This window comes from Pseudomonas agronomica (assembly GCF_025917275.1).
Taxonomy (GTDB): domain Bacteria; phylum Pseudomonadota; class Gammaproteobacteria; order Pseudomonadales; family Pseudomonadaceae; genus Aquipseudomonas; species Aquipseudomonas agronomica.
Genome location: NZ_JAOSHO010000005.1, coordinates 16506 through 36561, shown reverse-complemented (window position 1 = coordinate 36561; position 20056 = coordinate 16506). Strand labels below are relative to the sequence as shown.

Here is a 20056-nt window from a genome sequence, read left to right as displayed (position 1 = left end):
TGCTCCTGACTTGACTCAAGATTGGATAAAGACATTGACCGGGAAATCCCCCAGCGCGGCGCTGACCATCAGCTCCCTTTGGGGTGTGACTGTTGCGCTTGCAAAAAGTCCCTTCAGTTTTTCGTCCTCGGCGGCAAACGGTAACGACACGCGGGTATCGCCCCAGTCCGATGCAGTGACCTGGGGCAGGGCACTGTTTTCCAGCAGGCTGGCCGCGTGAATCGGTACCACCACGATCGCCCGTTGCTGCTGGTGCTCGCGCATGAAGGCCAATACTCGCCCGGCTTGTTCGCCTTGCACCGACAGTGGCTGATAGCTGCCCTGGCGGAACAGTTGCGAGTACTCGGACCGCAGGGCCAGCGTGCGTGCGATCAGCGTTTGCTTGATCCGACCATCGCGCCAGTCGCGCAGCAGCGCCACGGGCGAGCTGTCGGCCTGCATTGCCTCGCGGCGGGCCGTGAAGTCCACCGGACGACGGTTGTCGGGATCCACCAGGCTGAAATCCCAGAACTCGTTGCCCTGGTACAGGTCCGGCACGCCGGGCACGGTCATGCGCAGCAAAGTTTGCGCCAGACTGTTGAGGGCGCCTGCCGGAGCAATGGCCTGGACGGCTTCGGCGATGGCGCAACGCAACGGCAGGCCTTCGTCGCACAGCAACAGCCGTTCAAGGAACATCTGGGTGGCTTGCTCATAGGCATCGTTGACCGCCGCCCAACTGCTTTGCAGCTTGGCCTCGCGCAGTGCCTTGCGTTGCCATTGCCACAGGCGTTCGGCGTAGTCGCTCAAGGCCTTGTGATCCTGCATGTCGAGGTCCAGGGGCCAACTGCCGAGCAGCGCCTGGTAGAGGATCAATTCGTCACCGGCCGATGGCGCCGCGGGGTCGCTGTGCAGCGATGGCGAGAGGATGCGCCATTGCTCCACGCACGTCGTGTACCAGTCCGGGCGTTCGCTGATTATCGCCAGCCGGGCACGAGTGTCCTCGCCGCGCTTGTGGTCGTGGGTGGCGGTGGTGATCAGGTTGTCAGGAAAATGCTTCAGCCGCTCGATGCACGCGTCGTGGAATTCCTGCGCCGGCGCGCTGAACCGTTCGGTGTTGTAGCCCACGTCGTTGCGTGAAAGCAGCACCGCCGAGCGATAGAGCGCGGTGTCCTCGACCGCCTTGGCGGCGGCTGGCGAGGTGAGTTGCTGGAAACGCACGCAGGCATGCCGCAAGCGTTTACGCTGGCTCCCTCTCGGGCGTTGGCGCCAAGGCATGCCGCCGAGCCAGTCGGCCAGGCAATCGAGCACCGGCCAGTCGGCTTCGCTGAGGGTTTGCCGGGCGCCTTCAAGGGCCTTCTGGAAAAATACCTCGTCCTCGGCGGAGCGACCCAAGGGGCTGATGTACGTGCGATACACCGGGAAATGCACGATCAATTCCTGCAATGCCCGGCGAATCGCGCCGAGGGTCAGGTCGCGGGTCATCACGTCGTCCCGGGCGACTTGCAACAGGGCCTGGGCGACGCTTTCGAAATCCCCCGCCAGGGATCCGTTGAGAATCTGCTGGCGGGCCAGGCGGGCTTCATCGATGAAATGCGCGGGCCGTTCGCTGTGTCGGCTCCAGAATTCGGCGAGGCGCTCGGCTCCGGCCGGGTCATGCTGCAACAGCGAAATCTGGTTCATGAACTCATAACCGGTGCTGCCGTCGACCTTCCAGTCGCGGCGCAGCGTTTCGTCATCGCCGAGGATCTTCTCGACGAAAATCGGCAGGTGCCGCGACGGTGAAAGCGAGTCGACGCGACGGCGCAGCTTGCGGCAGTAACCGCGAGGATCGGCCAGGCCGTCGATGTGGTCGATTCGCAGGCCGTCCACCAGTCCCTCGGCGATCAACTCGAAGATTTTCGCATGGGTCGCCTCGAACACTGCCGGGCGTTCGACCCGCAGGCCACCCAGTTCGTTGACATCGAAAAAGCGCCGCCAATTGATGTCGTCCGCCGCCGTGCGCCAACTGGCGAGGCGGTAGCTCTGGCGTTCCAGTAGCTGATGCAGGCGTTCGAAGCCGTCGGGCTCCAACGAATCATAACCGCGCAGGTTGTCTTCGATCGCGCCAAGGATGCCCGGCTGGGAAGCCAGGTCTCGCAGTTCCTGTTGCAGGGGCTGGGCCAGGGAATGGGCGTCGGTCTGGTAGTTCAGCGTGGTGAAACGCTCGGCCAGTGCCCTGAGCGAGTCGACCTGTTCCGGTGGCAGGTTATCCGAGGGTTTGAGCAGCTCGCCGTACTGCATCGGGCAAATGGGAAAGTGGTGCTCATAGTGCTCGACAAAGAAGCTGCCTTGAGCGGCGTCGAAGCGCAGTTTCAGCGTGCCTTCCTGCAAGGCCACGCCATAATCACTGCCCAGGAAAGGCAACAGCAACTGGCCTTCCATCAGCGGGTCCGGCGAGTGCCACTGGATGTCGAAGAATTCGCCATAAGGGCTCAGGCGCCCCCACTCCAGCAGGTCCAGCCACCAAGGGTTGTCATTGCCGCCGACGGCCATGTGATTGGACACGATGTCGAGAATCAGGCCCATCCGATGCTCGCGCAAGGTGGCCACCAGGCGCCGGAGCGCGGCCTCGCCACCGAGTTCCGGGTTGACCTGGGTCGGATCGACCACGTCGTAGCCGTGCATGGACCCGGCCCGGGCCTTGAGCAGCGGCGAAGCATAGATATGGCTGATGCCCAGGGAGGCGAAGTACGGCACTTGGGCGATGGCATCGTCCAGGGTGAAGCCTTTGTGAAATTGCAGGCGCAAGGTCGCCCGCAGCGGTTGTATCAATGTCTGGTTCATCGGTCACGCTCGTTCGCCTGAAGTCTCGCGCAGGCGAGTATTTCCAGACGCCGCGCGGCGTCCGGGTCGTCCAGCAGCGCCCGGCTGTCCAAAGCCAGGCGCCGCCGCCAATTGGGGTGGGTGTCGGTGGTGCCGGGCAGGTTGGCCTGTTCTTCGACGCCCAGGGCATCTTCGAGCGGCAGCAACACCAGCGGCGCACGGGTATGCCCGAGGAAGCGCACGCTGGCGTCCAGCACCTGGTCGGTCTCGCGGTGTTCCTCACGAAAATTCTGCGGATCCTGGTTCAGCGCGGTGCGCAGTCCGTCGCGTTCACGCTCGCGGTGCCGGCGCCAATCCATCTCGGTGTGGGAGTCGATCAAGTCCAGCCGGGCGTTCCAATCGATGTCATGGCCGTGCCACCAGCCATTGAGCGTTGGCAGGTCATGGGTGCTGGTGGTCGCCAGGGCGTTGTCCGGCCAATCGAGGATGGGCTTGAAGTGGGTGTTGTCCTGTTCGAACAGCAGCACGCGCATGCCCAGGATGGAGCGGGCGATGAGCTTGTCCCGCAGGCCGTCGGGCACGGTGCCAAGGTCCTCGCCCAGCACGATGGCCTGGTGACGATGGGACTCCAGGGCCAACAGGCGCAGCAGGTCATCGATGGGGTAATAGAGGTAGGCACCGTCGGTGGGGGGGGCGTCGTTGGGGATCACCCACAACCGCTGCAGGCCCATGATGTGGTCGATGCGCAAGCCACCCGCGTGGGCGAAGTTGGCCCGCAACATCTCGATGAACGCGCGAAAACCGTTGCGTACCAAACCTTCCGGAGAGAAGGCCGAGATGCCCCAGCCCTGGCCCGAGCGATTGAGGATGTCGGGCGGTGCGCCGACGGTGAGCGAAGCGAGCAATTCATCTTGCCGGCTCCAGGCCTGGCTGCCGCCACCGTCGGCGCCCACGGCCAGGTCGGCGATCAGGCCGACGCCCATGCCGCTGGACTTGGCGGCGCTCTGGGCGCGCTCCAGGCAGCGGGCGATCAACCATTGGCAGAACGCGTAGAAGCCGATTTCATCGGCGTTCTCCTCGGCGAAACGGGCGATCGCGGCGCTGCGCGGATCGCGCCATTCTTCGGGCCATTGGCGCCAGTCGAGGCTTTCGCCCCGGGCGGCGCGTTCGGCCTGCAGGGCTTCGAAGCGGCAATGGTTTTCCAGGGCTTCGCCACTGCTGTGGCGAAAGCTGCTGAAATCCTCGTGCAGCGGATGCTCACCCTGGCTGAAACCGTCGTATAGGGCACGAAGGATGCGTTGCTTGGCCTCGGCGGCCACCGGCCAATCGATCAGTGGCTGTTGTTCAAGATTTTGCAGCTGGTTGGCCAGGCCCGTGGCGTCGATGGCGGTGCGCAGTGCACGTTCGCCCAGGATAGTGCCCGGCGCGGCGTACAGGCTGTTGAGGAACAGTCGGCTGGACGGTGAATAGGGGCTGTAGCGTCCGGTGTCACTGCTGAACATGGCGTGCATCGGGCTGATGGCCAGCGCGTCGGCACCCCGTTCGCCGGCCACCCGCGCCAATTCTTCCAAGGCCTGGGTATCGCCGAAGCCGCCGTCACCCGGGCGGCGCAGCGAATACAGCTGGGCACTCAGGCCCCATGCCCGAGGTGTCGGGTCATCGACCGCATCCGCCACGCTGTAGCAGCGGGCAGGGGCCACGGCCAAGGTGAAATGCTGGCCCTGGATGCTGACATGTTGGTAACCCACCGGCACGATCCCCGGCAGGGCAGCAGCGGCATCGAGTTTGGAATTCAGTGTCGCGCCGTCCTCAAGCTGGATTTCGCAAGGCGTGCCGGGTTCGAAATAGCGGCTCAAGTCGACATTGACCCCGACATCCGCCGTGATCAGCGGTGGCAAGCGATGGTTCTGTTGGTCTTCCTGCAATTGCAAAAGGCTGGCATCGATTTCCTGGGCGCTGCCGGCGGGATGGCCCAGGCCGGTCAGGACCGAGCGCAACACGGCCGGTGATACTTTCTGGGCTCGGCCATTGGCATCGATCCAGTCCACCGCCAGGCCCGCTCGGCCGGCGAGGATTTCCAGTTGCGCATCGCTCATAGGCGCTCTCCAGTAATTGTGGGCAAGGTGGCCGCTTGCGTCAGACTGACCAGCGCGCTGTAGGGCGTGAGAGCCCCCTGTTGCAACAGACCCATGGCCTGCGGTGGATGTTCGAAAAGAATCTGTGCGTCATGAGGTGCGCTGTGTTCGACAGGCTGGTCGCTGAGGTTCAGGTCGATGCGCAAGACGCTGCCGTCGCCCAGTTGCCAGCGCGCGGTGACCGCGCCATGGCCAAGCACCTCGGCACCCAAGGCATGTGCCGCAGGCAGGCGCGGGACGATTTGTTCGCGACGAATTTTCAACAACTGGCGATAAAGCGCCTCGCAGGCCAGTTGTTCCGGCTGGTGCGCTTCGAGGTTCGGCCGTGAGGTTTCGAAGGTGCTGGCCGCGTTCGGATCAGGGATCCGCTCGCGCTTCTCGGGGTCGGCAAAGGCACTGAAAGCCTTGAATTCGTTGCGTCGCCCTTCGCGCACCAGTTCTGCCAGCGCGCCGTGGTGGCTGGTGAAGAACAGGAAAGGCTGTTCGGCGATGACTTCATCGCCCATGAACATCAACGGAATCATCGGTGACAGCAGCAACAACGCTGTCGCCGCTTGCAGCGCCTGGGGAGGGGCCAGTTGATGCAGGCGCTCGCCGAGGGCCCGGTTGCCGATCTGGTCGTGGTTCTGCAGGAACAGCACGAACGCGCTCGGGGGCAGGTGACCACTGGGTTCGCCACGGGATTCGCCATGGCGGTTGGTATGGCCCTGGAACACGAAACCCTGGCTCAGGCAGCGCGCGAGCTTTTCCGTTGGTTGCTCGGCGTAGTCGGCGTAATAGGCATCGGTCTCGCCCGTCAGCAGCACGTGCAAGGCGTTATGCCCATCATCGTTCCACTGGGCGTCGTAGCCTTGTTCCAGCAGGCTGGCCTGGTTGTGTTCGTTCTCTACGGTCAACCAGATATGCCGCGTCGGGTCCGCTTGCTGTCGCACCTCGGCGGCCAGTTCCTGCAGGAAATCGGGGTCCTCGATGGCGTGCACGGCGTCCAGGCGCAGGCCGTCGAAACGGTACTCCAGCAGCCACATCAGCGCATTGTCGATGAAGAAATCACGGACCTCGCGGCGCCGGAAATCGATCGCCGCGCCCCAGGGCGTGTGCTTGTCTTCGCGAAAGAACCCCTTGGCGTAGCGGTGCAGGTAATTGCCGTCGGGGCCGAAATGGTTGTAGACCACGTCCAGGATGACGGCCAGCCCATGGCCGTGGGCGCTGTCGATCAGGTGCTTGAGTTGGTCCGGCGTGCCGTAGGAGGCCTGGGGGGCGTAGGGCAGAACGCCGTCGTAGCCCCAATTGCGATCGCCGGGAAATTGCGCCAGCGGCATCAGTTCGATGGCCGTCACGCCAAGCCCGGCCAGGCGCGCCAGTTGTTGCTCGACACCTTCGAAGCCGCCAAGGGCGCCGACGTGCAGTTCGTAGATGACCGCATCGTACCAGGGGCGACCGCACCAACTGGTGTGGCGCCATTGGTAAGCGTGGGGGTCGACCACCACGCTGTGGCGGTCGATATCACCGTCCTGGGACCGAGAGGCCGGGTCAGGCACTTCCAGTTCACCGTCGATGTTGTAGCGGTAGCGAGTGCCGGCGGGACAACGGGCCTGGATCATGAACCAGCCATTGGCCTGGGGCAGCATCGGTATGGATTCTCCAGTGTCGAGTTCGACACTGACGTAAAACGCATCAGGGGCCCACAGGGCGAAACGGGTGTGCTCTGGATCAAGCAAGACCGCGCCGTGGGTCCGGGTTTCAGGCATCCTTGACGGCATCGGTTACCTCATTGTCTAGCCGATTTTCCCAATGATTTAGCGACCAGTTGTTCATAGAGTTCGGCGTAGGGTTCCACGGCCTTGCTCCAGTTGAAGGGGGCCGACATCGCGCGGCAGCGCATGGCATTGAGCAGTTCGGGGAATTCGAAAACCTTGAACGCGCGGCTCAAGGCCTGTTTGTAGCTCTCCACGGTCGACTCATCGAACAGGAAACCAGTGATGCCGTCCTCGATGGTGTCCGCCAACCCGCCCGTGTTGCGTGCAACGGGCAGCGAGCCGAAGCGTTGGGCGTACATCTGGCTCAAGCCGCAAGGTTCGTAGCGCGAAGGCATCAACAGGAAATCACTGCCGGCGAACATCCGCCGGGCGTCGGTTTCGTTGAAGCCGATGCGCACGCCGATGCGTCCGGGGAAGCGCAGCGCCAGTTCGCGCATGGCTTGTTCTTCTTCAGGTTCGCCGCGACCGATGATCGCGATCTGCCCGCCGGACTCGACGATGAACTCGGCAACGGCTTCGGTCAGGTCCAGGCCCTTCTGGTAGACCAGGCGCGACACCACGGCAAACAGGGGGCCGGTGGAATCCTCCAGGCCAAACAGGTCGCGGACGTGGGCGGCGTTGACGGCCTTGCCTTCCCAGTCACCGATGGCGAATTGACGGAACAGGTGTGAGTCGGTGGCCGCGTCCCAGCTTTCGTCGATGCCGTTGGGGATGCCGCTGAGCAAGCCTTGTTGAGTCTTGGAGGCGAGGAAACCGTCGAGGCCGCAGCCGAACGCCGGGGTGGTGATTTCCTGGGCGTAGGTGGCGCTGACCGTGGTGATGTGGCTCGAATACGCCATGCCGGCCTTGAGGAACGACAGCTTGCCGTAGAACTCCATGCCTTCCTGTTGCAGCGCATGTTCCGGGATACCCAATTCAGGGCAGGACGCCAGGCTGACCACGCCCTGGTACGCCAGGTTGTGGATGGTGAACAGGGTCGGGGTGCGTTGGCCGCGCCAGTGCATATAGGCCGGCGCCAGCCCGGCCGGCCAATCGTGGGCGTGGACCAGGTCGGGGCACCAGTGGATCTGCGCCAGGTTGGCGGCGATGTCGGCGGCGGCCAGGCCCAGGCGGGCGAAGCGGATGTGGTTGTCAGGCCAGTCGCGACCGTTGTTGGCGCCGTAAGGAGAACCTTCGCGAGCGTAGAGTTCGGGACAGATCAGGACGTAGATCACCAAGCCGTCGGCCATGTCCATGCGACCGATCTTGCAAGGAGGAAGCGCTGCATGGCCACCCAGTTCGCCGATAATATGGATAGGATTGCCGCTGTTCATGACTTGTGGGTAGCCGGGGATCAATATCCGCACATCGTGCAAACCGGCCATGGCGCGGGGCAGGGCGGAGGAGACGTCACCCAGGCCGCCGGTCTTGACCAGGTCGGCGATTTCCGACGTCACGAACAGGATTTTCTTGCGATTGGGATTCTGTCGAACGACAGGTAACAGTGCCTTGCCTCCGGTGGCCAACACCGGTGCCGTCGGCGATTCGGCCGCCGGCGGTAGTTGAGAACGGACTTGCTGTGGTTCCAAGGCAGCACTGATCATAAATAACTCCTATTTCTCGATCTGTTTCCGGCAAGCGCCAGAGCTGTTGTTTCATTGGCCGAATCCTGCGGCCAGGCGCACAAGCGCTACGCAAGGAGAGCAAAGCGCTGCCCAATGCGGCGAAGCGAATCAGGTAAGGGGGCCGTTGCAAGGAATGCTCCAGCCGTTGTTGCCCTTCCTCTAACCTGACCTGTCGCCGTTGCGAAAAGTTTCGACTTTTTTTCCTCCGGATGACCGGTCGGTTTTCCCCTCGGTTCGGCAGTCTAGGTCAGAAGCTAGAGCGGTGCGGTTCGCTTCGTCGAATTGTCGGACAATCACGCGAACTGTCGGCAATGTCTTACACGACGTAGGGGAATTCGAGCCGACGAAATGCAGCTTGTTTGAAATATGCGGGGTGTATGGGAAGGGCGACGGTTTAATCGCGTGCGCGGTTCGGCGGCGCTACGCACCATTAAGAGGCGGGCGAGATGGAGGCGTTTTGATGGCTTTCCGGACGAGCGCTTGCGTGCCCCATTGTGGGAGCGAGCTTGCTCGCGATAGCGGTGGACCAGTCGCACAATCATGCCCTGACACACCGCTATCGCGAGCAAGCTCGCTCCCACAGGGTACTAGCGGATTTTCAGATTGTGGGGGTCAACACCCGAATCGGCTTGCCAGCCGCCCAGGCCTGCAGATCCTCGATCATCTGGCCATAGAACTGCTGGTAGTTCTGTCTGCTGACATAACCCACGTGGGGTGTCGCCAGAACATTGTCCAGGGTCCGGAACGGGTGGCCGGCTGGCAACGGTTCCTCGGCGAAGACGTCCAGGGCTGCACCGGCCAGGCGCTTGTGCTCAAGTGCCTCGACCAGCGCGGCTTCATCGACGATCGGCCCGCGAGCGGTATTGACCAGCAGCGCCTCGGGCTTCATCCAGCCCAGCGCCTGAGCGTCCACCAGGCCCCGGGTGCGGTCGCTGAGCACCAGGTGAACCGAAAGAACGTCGGCCTGCTCGAACAGCGCCTGTTTGTCGACATAGGTCACACCGGCCGTGGCGGCTCGTTCGGTGGTCAGGTTCTCGCTCCAGGCGATGACCCGCATGCCGAACACCTGGCCGAACTGCGCCACGCGCGTGCCGATGCTGCCTAGGCCAAGGATCGCCAGGGTCTTGCCATGCAGGTCGCCGCCCAGGCCCTGCTGCCACAGCCCGGCACGCAACGCGTTGGCTTCCGGGACCAGGTTGCGCGTCAGGGCCATGATCAGCGCCCATGTCAGTTCGGGCGCGGCGTGCTTGTAGCTGTCGGTGCCGCAGACCTGGATACCCAGCGCGGCGGCGGCCTTGAGATCGAGCGCAGCGTTGCGCATGCCGCCGGTCAGCAACAGCTTGAGGTTGGGCAGGCGACGCAGCAGTGCTTCATCGAAACGGGTCCGTTCGCGCATCACGCAAATGACATCGAAGCCCTGCAGGCGTGAGACGAGGGTGTCGTGGTCGGCGGGGTAGTCGTGGAGAAAGGTCACTTGGCCGATGCCGTCCAGCGGCGACCAGTCCACCACGTCTTGGGCCACGCCTTGCCAATCATCGATGACCGCTATTTGCACCGCCATGGAACACCTCGTCAGGGAATGGGTTTGTCCAGCCAGCCGAGCAGGGCCTTGTGGAATCGATCCGGTTCCTCCATCTGGGGCGCGTGCCCCAAGTTGGGGAACTCCACCAGCGTCGACCGTGGGATCAATTGCGCGACCTGCTTGCCGAGCACCTCATAGTGGCCAAGCCTGGCTTTTACGGCTGGCGGGGCAATGTCACTGCCGATGGCCGTGGTATCGGAAGTGCCGATCAGCAGCAGCGTTGGCGCCTTGAGGTTCTTGAATTCGTAGTAGACCGGCTGGGTGAAGATCATGTCGTAGATCAGCGCCGAGTTCCAGGCGACTTGCGTGTGCCCCGGTCCCTTGTTGAGCCCGGCGAGCATGTCTACCCAACGGTCGAACTCCGGCTTCCAGCGTCCGCCGTAGTAGGTGTTGCGTTCGTAGGTGCGAATGCCCTCGGCGTTGAGTTTCAACTCGCGTTCATACCATTGGTCCACGGTGCGGTAGGGCACGCCGAGGGCTTTCCAGTCTTCAAGGCCGATCGGGTTGACCATCGCCAGGCGCTCGACCTGGTCGGGGAACTGCAAGGCGTAGCGGGTGGCAAGCATGCCGCCGGTGGAGTGGCCGACAACGATCGCCTTCTGCACGCCAAGCGCCTTGAGCAGGGTGTTGGTGTTGGTCGCCAATTGCTGGAAGCTGTACTGATAATGGTCCGGTTTGCTGGAGGTGCAGAAGCCGATCTGGTCCGGGGCGATGACCCGGTAACCGGCTTCGCTGAGGGCCTTGATCGAGTCGCCCCAGGTGGCGGCGCAGAAGTTCTTGCCATGCATCAGCACGACGCTGCGCCCGTTGGCCTTGCCTTGGGCAGGCACGTCCATATAGCCCATCTGCAACGGTTTGCCTTGGGACTGGAGGGAAAAATGCTTGAGCGTGTAGGGATACTCGAAACCTTCGAGCTGCGGCCCATAGGCGGGGCCTTGGGGTGGCGTCTCGGCCTGGGCGAACATCGGCAAGGCAGCGAGCAAGAACAGGCTGGGCAGCCAGCGGGTGGTCAAACGCGGCATGATCAATCTCCTTGAGGCAACCGGCCGATCGTGGAACGGCTCGATTATGGCGACATTAATCACAGGCAATCGAACCATCGGAACGTTCAACCCATCCAGCCCAGGGTTGCCAGCACGAGCACGCCATAACGCAGGCCCTTGGCGAGGGTGACGATCAACAGGAAACGTCGCCATGGCTCACCCATCACGCCCGCCACCAGTGTCAGGGGATCGCCAATGATCGGCAGCCAACTGAGCAGCAGGGACCCGTACCCGTAGCGTTGATAATGCCGACGAGCCTTGTCCAGGTGGGAAGGGCTGACGGGAAACCAGCGGCGATCCTTGAACTGTTCGAGGCGGGTCCCCAGCCACCAGTTCACCAGCGAACCCAGGACATTGCCCAAGGTCGCGATCCCCATCAGAAGCCAGGCTGCTTGACGCTCGCTGAGCACCAGGCCGACCAACAGCGCTTCCGATTGCAGTGGCAGCAGGGTCGCTGCGCCAAACGCGGTCAGGAAAAGCCCGACATAAGCGCCAGCCATCAGTGGGCTGGATAATCCGCCACGACGGTTTGCGTGCCGTCCTTCTTCAGGCCGATCACTTGATAGGCGTCGCTCATGCCATCCATTTCCATGCCGGGCGAGCCCATCGGCATGCCCGGCGCGGCCACGCCCAGCAAGTCATCGCGTTTGCTCATCGCCAGTACCTGGTCAGCCGGCACGTGGCCCTCGACAAATTTGCCGTTGATCTCGGCGGTGTGGCAGGAGCGCAGGTTCGGCGCGACGCCCAGGCGCTGCTTGACCGAACTCATGTCGGCCTCGACATGGTCGTTGACCTTGAAACCGTTGGCTTGCAGATGGGAGATCCATTTCTTGCAGCAGCCGCAATTGGCGTCGCGGTGCACGTCGATGGTGACGGGTTCGGCGGCCTGGGCCAAGGTGGAAATGAGCAGGGCGCTCAAGGCGAGCAGATGCAGTGGGTTGGCCATGGAGGAAGTCTCGTGTCGAACGGATTGGCGGAAGGATAACAGAGTAGCGAGCACGAGCTGACAGGGGGCTGAGGCGGGGATTACAGAGTTGTCACGTTGGCGGCGGAACAAACCCAGCGGGAGCAAACTCCCTCCCGCCGGGCCTGTAAGAGCTGCCGAGTGCAACGAGGCTGCGATCTTTCCGCGACACTTGAATCCCAAGCGAAAGGTCAAAAGATCGCAGGCTCCGCCAGCTCCTACGATGCAGCCCTGTGGGAGCAAGCTTCCTCGCCACGGGAATTTGTCTGGAGGGGATCAGCGAACCTTGAACCGCCCCATGATTGCATTCACCCGGCCATTGGCCTCCAGCAACTGCCGGGTATTGCGCTCACTGGCCAAGCCGCTTTCCACCAGTTCCTCCACCATGTGACGAATCTGCACCATGCTGCGGTTGATCTCCTCGGTCACCGCGCTTTGTTGCTCGGCGGCGGTGGCGATCTGCGTGCTGAGGCTGTTGATCTGGCTGACCGAGCCGGCCATTTCGTCCAGGCCCGAGTTCACCCGGGACGTGGCGTCGGCGGCCGATTGGCAACTGGCCTGGGTGTTTTCCATGGCCGACACGGAGGAGCTGACGCCCTGGGTCAGGCGCGTCAGCATTTCGTTGATTTCCGAGGTGCTGGCCTGGGTGCGGGCGGCGAGGGCGCGGACTTCGTCGGCGACCACCGCGAAGCCACGGCCCTGTTCACCGGCCCGAGCGGCTTCGATGGCGGCGTTGAGGGCCAGCAAGTTGGTTTGCCCGGCGATGGCGCCAATCACGCCGAGGATCTCGGTGATGCGTTGTGCATCCTGCTGCATGTTCTCGACTTTGCGCGTGGCGCTGGCGACTTCATCGATCAGCGCCACGACGCTGTTGGACGCTTCGCCGACCACTACGCGAGAACGATCGGCGTGCTCGTTGGCCCGCTGGGTGAAGGCTGCCGTCTCCGCCGCGTTTTGCGCGACGCTTTCAGCCGTGGAGCTCATCTCGGTGATCGCCGTCACGGTCTGGTCGGTTTCCGAGGCGTGACGCATGAGGATTTCACTGGTGTGGGCCGATGTCTGCTGCAGGTTGTCCAGGCTCGAGGCCATGGCGCCGGTGGCCTGGGTGACTTCGCCGATCATGTCTTGCAGGTAGGCGATGAACTTGTTGACCGAGTGACCGATGGCGCCCAGTTCGTCTTCGGCACGGATGGTGATGCGGCGGGTCAGGTCGGCGTCGCCGGTGGACAGCGCATCGATGTTGCCCTTGAGGATCTTCATGCGGTTAGTCAGTTGCCGGATCGCATAAAGCTGCATCAGCACCAGCAGGATCACCATGGGAATCTGCAGCAGGCTCAGCGTGTTCAATACGTCATCACGCTGAGCGGTGATCAGGCGGGTCGGCAGTGCGGTGGCGAGAAACCAGGGCGAGCCTTCGATGGGTCGCATGAAGAACGTGCTGGCTTCGCCCTTGTTGTCGAATTCGATACGCTGAAGTTGGTCACGGTTGGCCAGGCCAGCCTTGACCTGGGCCGCAAACGGTGAGGTCGCCGCCAGCTCGCTGATGTTCTTGAGCACGATCGGGCCGCTGATCCGCGAGCTGTTGCTGATGATCTTGCCGTCGCCTTCGACGATCAGCATCTCGGCGCTCAGTTCGGCTTCCTTGCGGGCAATCAGGTCGTTGAAGAAGCCCAGGGTGACGTCGATGGTGGAAACGCCATAAGGCGCGCCGTTCTTCTGGATCGCCATCGCGCAGTTGGTGCGCGGCTCGGCGCTGGCGTCGTCCTTATAGGCGGCAGCCCAGGCGCATTTGCCGGGTGGCGTGGCCATGCCGCCCTTGTGCCAGGGTTGCTCGTAATAATTGGGCGCGGCGTCGCTGTTCCAGAACGTGTTGACGATCAGTTTGCCGGAGGCGTCGCGGTGCCAGAATGTGCTGAATTTGCTACGACCTTCCGCCCGTTGGTTGGGCAACGGCCAGATCCCGCCGCCAAACACTTTCAGCTCGCCGTATTGGTCCACCAGACCTGGCAATACCTTGTCGATGGCGTCGCTGTCGAGCAATGGAATGGTCTGGGTGATGCTGCGTTGTTGGGCTTGGACTTTGTTCAGTTCGCCCTGGATCTGCTCGGCGACTTCGGCAATGCGGTTCAGTGCCACTTGCTCCTCGGTATGGCGCAGCTTGGGTGCGACCAGGTAGCTGATGCCAACAACGGTGAGGATGGACAACACCAGGATGAACAGAACCAGGAACAGCGTGTAGCGGGCCTGAATGGTGCGCAATGAGGGCATGTGGGTGTTCCTTGCACGAGGGCGTCTTTCAGAAACAGTTGGTATGGGCGTACCAGGTTGTATCGGCTTCCATGCCGATAGCTTGAGTGGGGAGGGGACGTGACGTCAGGCGGCCGAGCTGGCCTGCGTGGTTTTCCAGGCTTGGGCGTGGGCCTGCCATTCATCGTGGAGGCGTTGCATGGAGGCCGATTGCAGATGGAGCTGGCGCGGCTCTGCAAGGCGATGGAACAGCGCCTGCCAACCTTGTGCGGTGTCGGTGGGCATTATCCCGGTGAAGAAGAACCCGGCGGTCATCAGCAGGCGATGGTCCGTGGCAAAGTGTCGACCGAGGCCGAGCCGTACCGACAATGGCCAATGGAGCGGCAGGCGTTGCAACTGCCCGACGAGGCAGGCGTCCACCCGTTCTGCCACGATGTCGACTCGGCCGGGTAGATGGCTGATCCGCAACGGTTGTATCCCGGCAGGTTCCTCGTCGAGGCGGGTCCCGAACCGTGATGCCAGCGGCTCCATCAGCCATTGGCAGGGTGCTGGCCATTGGAGCCGCGGCAGCGGTGGGAGGCCGCCGCTGACCCGTTGGCAGCCGATCACAATGGTTTCGGCCTGGTCCGTGGCGAACGGCGAGGGCACGAAATCGGGTAGCAGGCCGACGTCATGAAATCCCAGCCGTTGGGACAATCGTTGGCTGAAGGGATGGCTCGTGACCTGTTTGATCGATAGCCGGGCGAGCCCGAGCGCCCGGGCGCCATCCAGCAATTGTTGCCCCAGCCGCGAGGCAATTTTTCTGCCCTGCAGGTCGGGGTCCACCGCAACCAGCGCCAGTTCCGCGTCCAGACTGGCTTTGGCGTGGCGGCACAGTGCGGCATGACCGACCACGCGGTCGCCTGTCACGGCGACCAGCGAATGCCAGCGCTCCTGCAAATTATGTTGGCAAATCATCTGCGGCATGTAGACGTCAGGGGAAACGTAGTGATCGCCATATACCCGGCGGAACAGCTCGCAGGTGCTGACACTGTCCGCTGGCTGGAACGGTCGGATGAGCAGATTGCTCATACTGCGTCCCCCGTTGCCTTCGGACCGTACACCCGACGATCGATGATCGACAGATGCTTGCCGGAACGGGGATGGCGGTCCAGCGCCTTCGTGTGGCAGATCTGCACGTCGACATGGAGTCGTTCGAGGCCTGGATATTGCTCGATCAGCGCGGCTTTCAATGCATGCGAGCGAGTCTGGCCTGCGTTTGCGTGTGCGTCGGCTACCCACTTGAGTAGCAAGCGGTCATCGCCCTGTGTGTGCTCGATGATCAGTTGCCATTGCGAACCACCGGCCACGCGCCGCGTGATGTCGCTGATCTCTTCGGGAAACAGCGACAGCACGCCAACGCGCACGCGACGGCTTTCTGCGCTGCGCCCCCGGAGGGCGAACTTGCGCTGGGGCGTGCCGGCAGGTTCGCACCAGCTGGCGCGGTCTCCCACCGGATATTTGATGATTGGCATCAGGCTTCGGGTGAGGTTCGTCACCACCAGGTTCCCCGTTTGGCCGCACGCCTCGATCACCTTGCCACTCAGGTCGTCGATAATCTCCACGCGTGTCTGGTGGTCGAACACCCGGTGCTCGCCCAAGCCGCAATCAAGCGTGCTGGCGCCCACCAGGCCGGCGTCGACGCTGGCGTAGCCGATGGACGCGAAGCGCGCATTGGGGAGGACGCGCTTCAATGTCGGCATTTGGCTTTCAAAGAGGTTCTCGCCACCGAACAGGACGGTGGTGATCTGCGGCAGCGCGCGGCCTTGTGCGATGAGATGGCTGGCGAAGGCCAGCAAATGCGCAGGAACACCTACCAGCACGTTGATGCGGTGCGCGGTCACGGCCTCGGCCAGCACATCAAGTTCCACCGAGCCGGTGAAAGGAAACTCGGTGATCGCAACGTCGACGCTGCACAGGGCGCCGTGGATAAACAGGAAGCTGGCGTAGAGGTCGCCGGAAAAAAACAGATTGGCGATGCGATCCCCAGCAGTCAGTTGGGCAGACAGGCTCTGGCCAAAACAATCGAGCATCAGTTGCCATTCTGCGTGGGTGTACACCGACAGCTTGCCTTGGCTGGTCGTACCCCCGGTCTTGAAAACCAGTGCGTCCTTCACGCGATCGGTCAGCACTGGCCAGGTATCCAGATCGTCACTGCCTTTCCAATATTCGCCGAGATTGACGATCGGCAATTGGTTGAACCCACAACCCTGCATGGGTAGGTGACGCAGTAGAGCGTTATAGAACGCCGAATGCGTGCGGATATGGTCGAGCCATGGCTCGTAGGGTAAAGACGCGCTCATCAGGATTTTCTCAAGGCTTTAAGGTCGGCTTATTGATTGGGGGGCGAGATCGACGGGTCGGGCATTCTGCTGTCGATCACCAGCGGGACCTTGCCGCTGTGTTTGTTGCGCTCGAAACGTTCGACCGGGCAATGCTGGACGTCCAGGACCAGCAGCGTGGCATTGACTGACGTGCGTAGCGGTGCGATTGCCAATACGTTGCGTCGCACCGTGTCGGGGTCGCCATCGGTGCGGATCAGCAACCGCTCGCAACCGCTGCTTTCATGGTCGAGCACGATCTGGACGGCCGCTTGCGCCCGCTCGGCGAGTTTGCGGCTATTGATGAATTCCGTGGCAATGCGTATCAGCCGGTCGTGACGTTCGCGCAGCTCGAACCTCGGCGACTCCAGGCCGCACGCGCACGGGCCGGATAGCCAGCGTCCAAGATCGCCAACCTCATACCGCTGGAGCGGGCGTGCCTGGCATATGCGGGAACTGAACAGCAGGCGACCGGTTTCCCCCGGACCGACGGGCGCGTCTTGTTCGACATGGACGATTTCCAGGGACTGGATGCCATCCATGAGGTGGAACACGCCGTCAGCGCTGCTGACGCAGGCATGGCCGAGCGGCCCTGCATCCACGGTGCCGTAGATCGCCGAACGAATGCAGGTGACGCCGCACTGCTGGAACAACGTGCGGCTGTGTTGCCCCAGGTGCTCGCCGCCCAGCAGGATTTTTCGAACGCCGCCGTAGTCCTGGAGTGCCGCACGCTGGGAAGAGAACAGCCGATGCAAGGTACTCGGCATGCCGACAAGCGTGTTGATCCGGTGGGCAACGATCAGCGCTGCGATTTCCTCAAAGTGATCGTCCGGCGGGGCGCTCATGGGGTAATGCACGACGTTCATCTGTTCCAGGATCTTGCTGAAACTGAGGAATCCGCCGTACAGGCTGCCGCCGTAGAACAGGTTCATGACTCGATCCTGTGCCGGGTCAAGGCCCGCCGCGCGCAGCCCGTCGGCGGCGGCGCGCATATGGCGATCGAAATCGCGGTAGGTGTAGGGCGACAGCACAGGGGCGCCGCTGCTGCCGCCCGAGCGGAAGAACAGTTGCGCTTCAGGGGCCGGGGGCAGGGCGAGGAACGCGGCCTTGTCCATGATCGGCGTGCCGGCGTCTGGCGATAAAGCTGCCGCAGGCGCATCCAGCGTGACACGGTGACTCGCTGCATGGGCTTCAAGGCCGACCGATACCCGACGACTCAATCGCTGCAATCCATAGACCCCGTCGTGGGGCTCGCCGTCATAGCCCTGCTGGATCTCGGCCGTGGAGGTGATTCGGGACACGCCGGCGCTTATCAGGCGGCGCGCCAACGCAGGTGCTCGCTCTGGCTCACAGACGAGGGCGCAGCTCTGCAGCACATTGCGCCATGGCAGCAAGGTTTCAGCGAGCAGCGCTTCGGGCACTGGCCGTAGCAGCAATGTCCGAAACAGCGGAGAGGGTTGCAGGTCGCGATGGTGTTCCCAGAGGATGCGCCAGCCCTCACCGGCCCAGACCTGACCGGTTTCGTTCGCGAAGCTGTAATCCAGGCGGGCCAGTGCCGTTCGGGTGGTGATTTCGCACGCTTCTGCGGCGGTGGCTTCCAGAATGGGCCAGTGCCCGGTCCGTCGTGCGAAGGCGTCTGCCAGGGCGCTGCCCAATGCCTGTAGCTGCGCAGGCTCATCGCTGTCCACCAACAGCCATTGCGGGCTGGAACAGGCTTGTTGATCGAGGCGGCAGACTTCATCAACCAGGGCGTCCAGGCTCTGCGTTGTTGCAGCGAACGGCGTGATGTAGGCGAAGCTGATCCGGTGACCCCAGTCAATCCAGCGGCAGCCGCTTGGTATCTGTTCGCGCAGCGCCTTCAGGGCTGTTTCACCGCCCCATGCGCTGACGCCCTGGGCCAGTGCGAAGATACGGCCGACCTCCCGGGAGGGGACGGGCAATACCGCCAGATAATCGCGCAATCGCCCGCTCGCATCGCACCCGACGAATGCTGCCAGCAGCCGCGCCGTAAGGTCGCCATCACGGGTGCTGGGGCGCAACCAGTTCACGTTGCCCGCCAACAGGCCTTCCAGCGCTGCGCAGAAGCCCAGCAAGGGTGAGTTGCCCGGCGTCACGTGCACCACCAGGCCCAGGGGCTGCCAGCTTTCGAAGGGGCCGTCGCAGTAATCGATGCGCCGTAGCGAGCGCGCGTCGGCGCCCAATTCTCGCTCCAGTTTGAGCTCTAGCGGGCGCCGTCCGCAGAAGGCAACCAGGGCCTGGCGCTGATCCTCGTCGAGCAGTGGCCCCGCGGCTGCCGTGTGCAGCCATTGTACGAACGCCTCTGCACAGTCCAGCACCTCTTCGCTGCGAGGCGGGGCTTCCAGCAGGGCGGGGAGTTGGGCTTGCAAGCGCTCGAGCGCGGCGTCGAGTGTCAGCTCGGCGGTCAATCGACCGTTGATGAGGTACATATCAGTTTTCCTTGATCATTTCGGCAGCGGCCATGGCGCAGCTTCGGCTCGCACGGGTGCCGGCCCGGCCATGCAGCTCGAACCATTGGGTTTCCAGGCCGCACTCGCAGTTGGCCGGGTGCAGGGTCGCCAGATCGCTCATCACCACGGCGTGGGCGGGACTTGACGAGATGTAGGGCGAGACGAACGACAGCAGCCCTGGTTCGCCAAACGGCTGGACGCTGAAATCCGAAGGGTGACGCACGAAGACTTTCGAATAGACCGGCACATGGAATCGATGGTGGGCGCATTCGATATAGGGCACCGCGTGTTCGACTGCACCGTAACCGTCGCGGCATCGTCGGGGCTCGATACCCAATTGGCGGGTAATGCGTGCATAGACCTGTTGACGAGGCATCTCTTCGGCTGCCTGTTTCTTCCAGCCGCCGCCCAGGAAGACCAGCGAGCCGGGCGCGAGCCTGAGGTCCTGCATGCCGGTTTCACGCATCCGTTCGAGGACGTGCCAGAGCAGCGCCGGGAAGCCGAAAATCCGCACAGGCAATCCTTCTTCGGCGAATGATTGCAGGGCTCTGATAACGCCGAACACGTCGAATTCATGGCTTTTTCCGGTGCGTCGCAACGCGTAGGCAACGCGGTTGGTCGGGGCGAAGCGGCACAGGAACTGATCCGTATAGGCGGTGCCGAGCCGATTGGCCGCTTCGGGCTCATGACTGAACAGCAGGTAATTGCATGGCGCGTCCGGCGTGGACCAGCCGTAATGTTCGAAGATGTTGGCGACCATGCCTTGGGCTGCGGCCATGCTGCGCTCGTCATAGCGCATGCGACTTTTCTGGCCGCTGGTGCCCGAGGAAGTCAGCTCCAGTGCGTCTTCGGCGGTGGGGCTGAGCAGCATCCTCTGTTTGAAGTAGCTGGCGTAGATCGGTGGCAGGCGCGACCAGTCGGTCAAGTGTTCGAGGTCATCGACCGTGAGCCCGTTGGCATTGAGCCAGTGTTCATAACCCGGCGTGTGATGGCTGTGAAACAGGCTGATCTCAGCCATGGCTTTGTCGAACAGTCCCGTGGGAACCGAATCGAGGGCATACGGATGGGGTAATGCACACAGGGCATCGGCGTGTGGGAAATGAATCATCGGATGT

General features: G+C 63.0%; 13 protein-coding genes. All 13 read right to left on the bottom strand.

From position 1 onward, the window contains the following. Window positions 1-15: 15 nt before the first annotated feature. The gene (locus OC610_RS01150; protein WP_264426140.1) at window positions 16-2802 is read right to left on the bottom strand and encodes a malto-oligosyltrehalose synthase; all 2787 of its coding nucleotides are present in this window, start codon (window positions 2800-2802) and stop codon (window positions 16-18) included. Beyond that, window positions 2799-4877 (bottom strand): 4-alpha-glucanotransferase, encoded by a 2079-nt coding sequence (malQ, locus tag OC610_RS01145; RefSeq protein WP_264426139.1) that lies wholly within the window; start codon window positions 4875-4877, stop codon window positions 2799-2801. Before malQ ends, OC610_RS01150 begins: the two co-directional genes overlap by 4 nt. Then, on the bottom strand, window positions 4874-6676 hold the full coding sequence (gene treZ / locus OC610_RS01140) for a malto-oligosyltrehalose trehalohydrolase (RefSeq protein WP_264426138.1): 1803 nt from the start codon (window positions 6674-6676) through the stop codon (window positions 4874-4876). The genes malQ and treZ overlap by 4 nt, the downstream gene beginning before the upstream one ends. Window positions 6677-6684: 8 nt before the next feature. After that, window positions 6685-8256: a glycogen synthase GlgA gene (glgA, locus tag OC610_RS01135; protein WP_264426137.1), complete on the bottom strand. Its 1572-nt coding sequence runs from the start codon at window positions 8254-8256 to the stop codon at window positions 6685-6687. Window positions 8257-8875: 619 nt separating this feature from the next. Further along, a complete protein-coding gene (locus tag OC610_RS01130; protein WP_264426136.1) occupies window positions 8876-9838 on the bottom strand; it encodes a D-2-hydroxyacid dehydrogenase family protein in 963 nt (320 codons plus the stop codon). A gap of 11 nt (window positions 9839-9849) precedes the next feature. After that, complete coding sequence (locus OC610_RS01125; RefSeq protein ID WP_264426135.1) at window positions 9850-10881, bottom strand: alpha/beta fold hydrolase; 1032 nt, start codon at window positions 10879-10881, stop codon at window positions 9850-9852. 86 nt (window positions 10882-10967) lie between these two features. Further along, window positions 10968-11402 (bottom strand): YqaA family protein, encoded by a 435-nt coding sequence (locus tag OC610_RS01120; protein ID WP_264426134.1) that lies wholly within the window; start codon window positions 11400-11402, stop codon window positions 10968-10970. Further along, window positions 11402-11848: a DUF411 domain-containing protein gene (locus tag OC610_RS01115; RefSeq protein WP_264426132.1), complete on the bottom strand. Its 447-nt coding sequence runs from the start codon at window positions 11846-11848 to the stop codon at window positions 11402-11404. The genes OC610_RS01120 and OC610_RS01115 overlap by 1 nt, the downstream gene beginning before the upstream one ends. Before the next feature lie 294 nt (window positions 11849-12142). Then, window positions 12143-14134, bottom strand: a complete 1992-nt coding sequence (locus OC610_RS01110) for a methyl-accepting chemotaxis protein (protein WP_264426130.1) — start codon at window positions 14132-14134, stop codon at window positions 12143-12145. A gap of 105 nt (window positions 14135-14239) precedes the next feature. Beyond that, a complete protein-coding gene (locus OC610_RS01105) occupies window positions 14240-15184 on the bottom strand; it encodes a GNAT family N-acetyltransferase (RefSeq protein WP_264426129.1) in 945 nt (314 codons plus the stop codon). After that, a complete protein-coding gene (locus tag OC610_RS01100; RefSeq protein WP_264426128.1) occupies window positions 15181-16455 on the bottom strand; it encodes a phenylacetate--CoA ligase family protein in 1275 nt (424 codons plus the stop codon). The genes OC610_RS01105 and OC610_RS01100 overlap by 4 nt, the downstream gene beginning before the upstream one ends. A 29-nt stretch (window positions 16456-16484) precedes the next feature. Continuing rightward, entirely contained in the window at window positions 16485-18920 is a 2436-nt protein-coding gene (locus OC610_RS01095) for an acyl-CoA reductase (protein ID WP_264426127.1), read from the bottom strand. Between the two features lies 1 nt (window position 18921). Beyond that, window positions 18922-20049, bottom strand: a complete 1128-nt coding sequence (locus tag OC610_RS01090) for a LuxE/PaaK family acyltransferase (protein WP_264426126.1) — start codon at window positions 20047-20049, stop codon at window positions 18922-18924. Between the last annotated feature and the right edge of the window lie 7 nt (window positions 20050-20056).

Coding starts and splice junctions, on each gene's coding strand:
- OC610_RS01105 (WP_264426129.1), bottom strand. CDS start 15,184: ATGAGCAATCTGCTCATCCGACCGTTCCAGCCAGCGGACAGTGTCAGC.
- glgA (WP_264426137.1), bottom strand. CDS start 8,256: ATGATCAGTGCTGCCTTGGAACCACAGCAAGTCCGTTCTCAACTACCG.
- treZ (WP_264426138.1), bottom strand. CDS start 6,676: ATGCCGTCAAGGATGCCTGAAACCCGGACCCACGGCGCGGTCTTGCTT.
- OC610_RS01125 (WP_264426135.1), bottom strand. CDS start 10,881: ATGCCGCGTTTGACCACCCGCTGGCTGCCCAGCCTGTTCTTGCTCGCT.
- OC610_RS01100 (WP_264426128.1), bottom strand. CDS start 16,455: ATGAGCGCGTCTTTACCCTACGAGCCATGGCTCGACCATATCCGCACG.
- malQ (WP_264426139.1), bottom strand. CDS start 4,877: ATGAGCGATGCGCAACTGGAAATCCTCGCCGGCCGAGCGGGCCTGGCG.
- OC610_RS01130 (WP_264426136.1), bottom strand. CDS start 9,838: ATGGCGGTGCAAATAGCGGTCATCGATGATTGGCAAGGCGTGGCCCAA.
- OC610_RS01120 (WP_264426134.1), bottom strand. CDS start 11,402: ATGGCTGGCGCTTATGTCGGGCTTTTCCTGACCGCGTTTGGCGCAGCG.
- OC610_RS01115 (WP_264426132.1), bottom strand. CDS start 11,848: ATGGCCAACCCACTGCATCTGCTCGCCTTGAGCGCCCTGCTCATTTCC.
- OC610_RS01095 (WP_264426127.1), bottom strand. CDS start 18,920: ATGTACCTCATCAACGGTCGATTGACCGCCGAGCTGACACTCGACGCC.
- OC610_RS01090 (WP_264426126.1), bottom strand. CDS start 20,049: ATGATTCATTTCCCACACGCCGATGCCCTGTGTGCATTACCCCATCCG.
- OC610_RS01150 (WP_264426140.1), bottom strand. CDS start 2,802: ATGAACCAGACATTGATACAACCGCTGCGGGCGACCTTGCGCCTGCAA.
- OC610_RS01110 (WP_264426130.1), bottom strand. CDS start 14,134: ATGCCCTCATTGCGCACCATTCAGGCCCGCTACACGCTGTTCCTGGTT.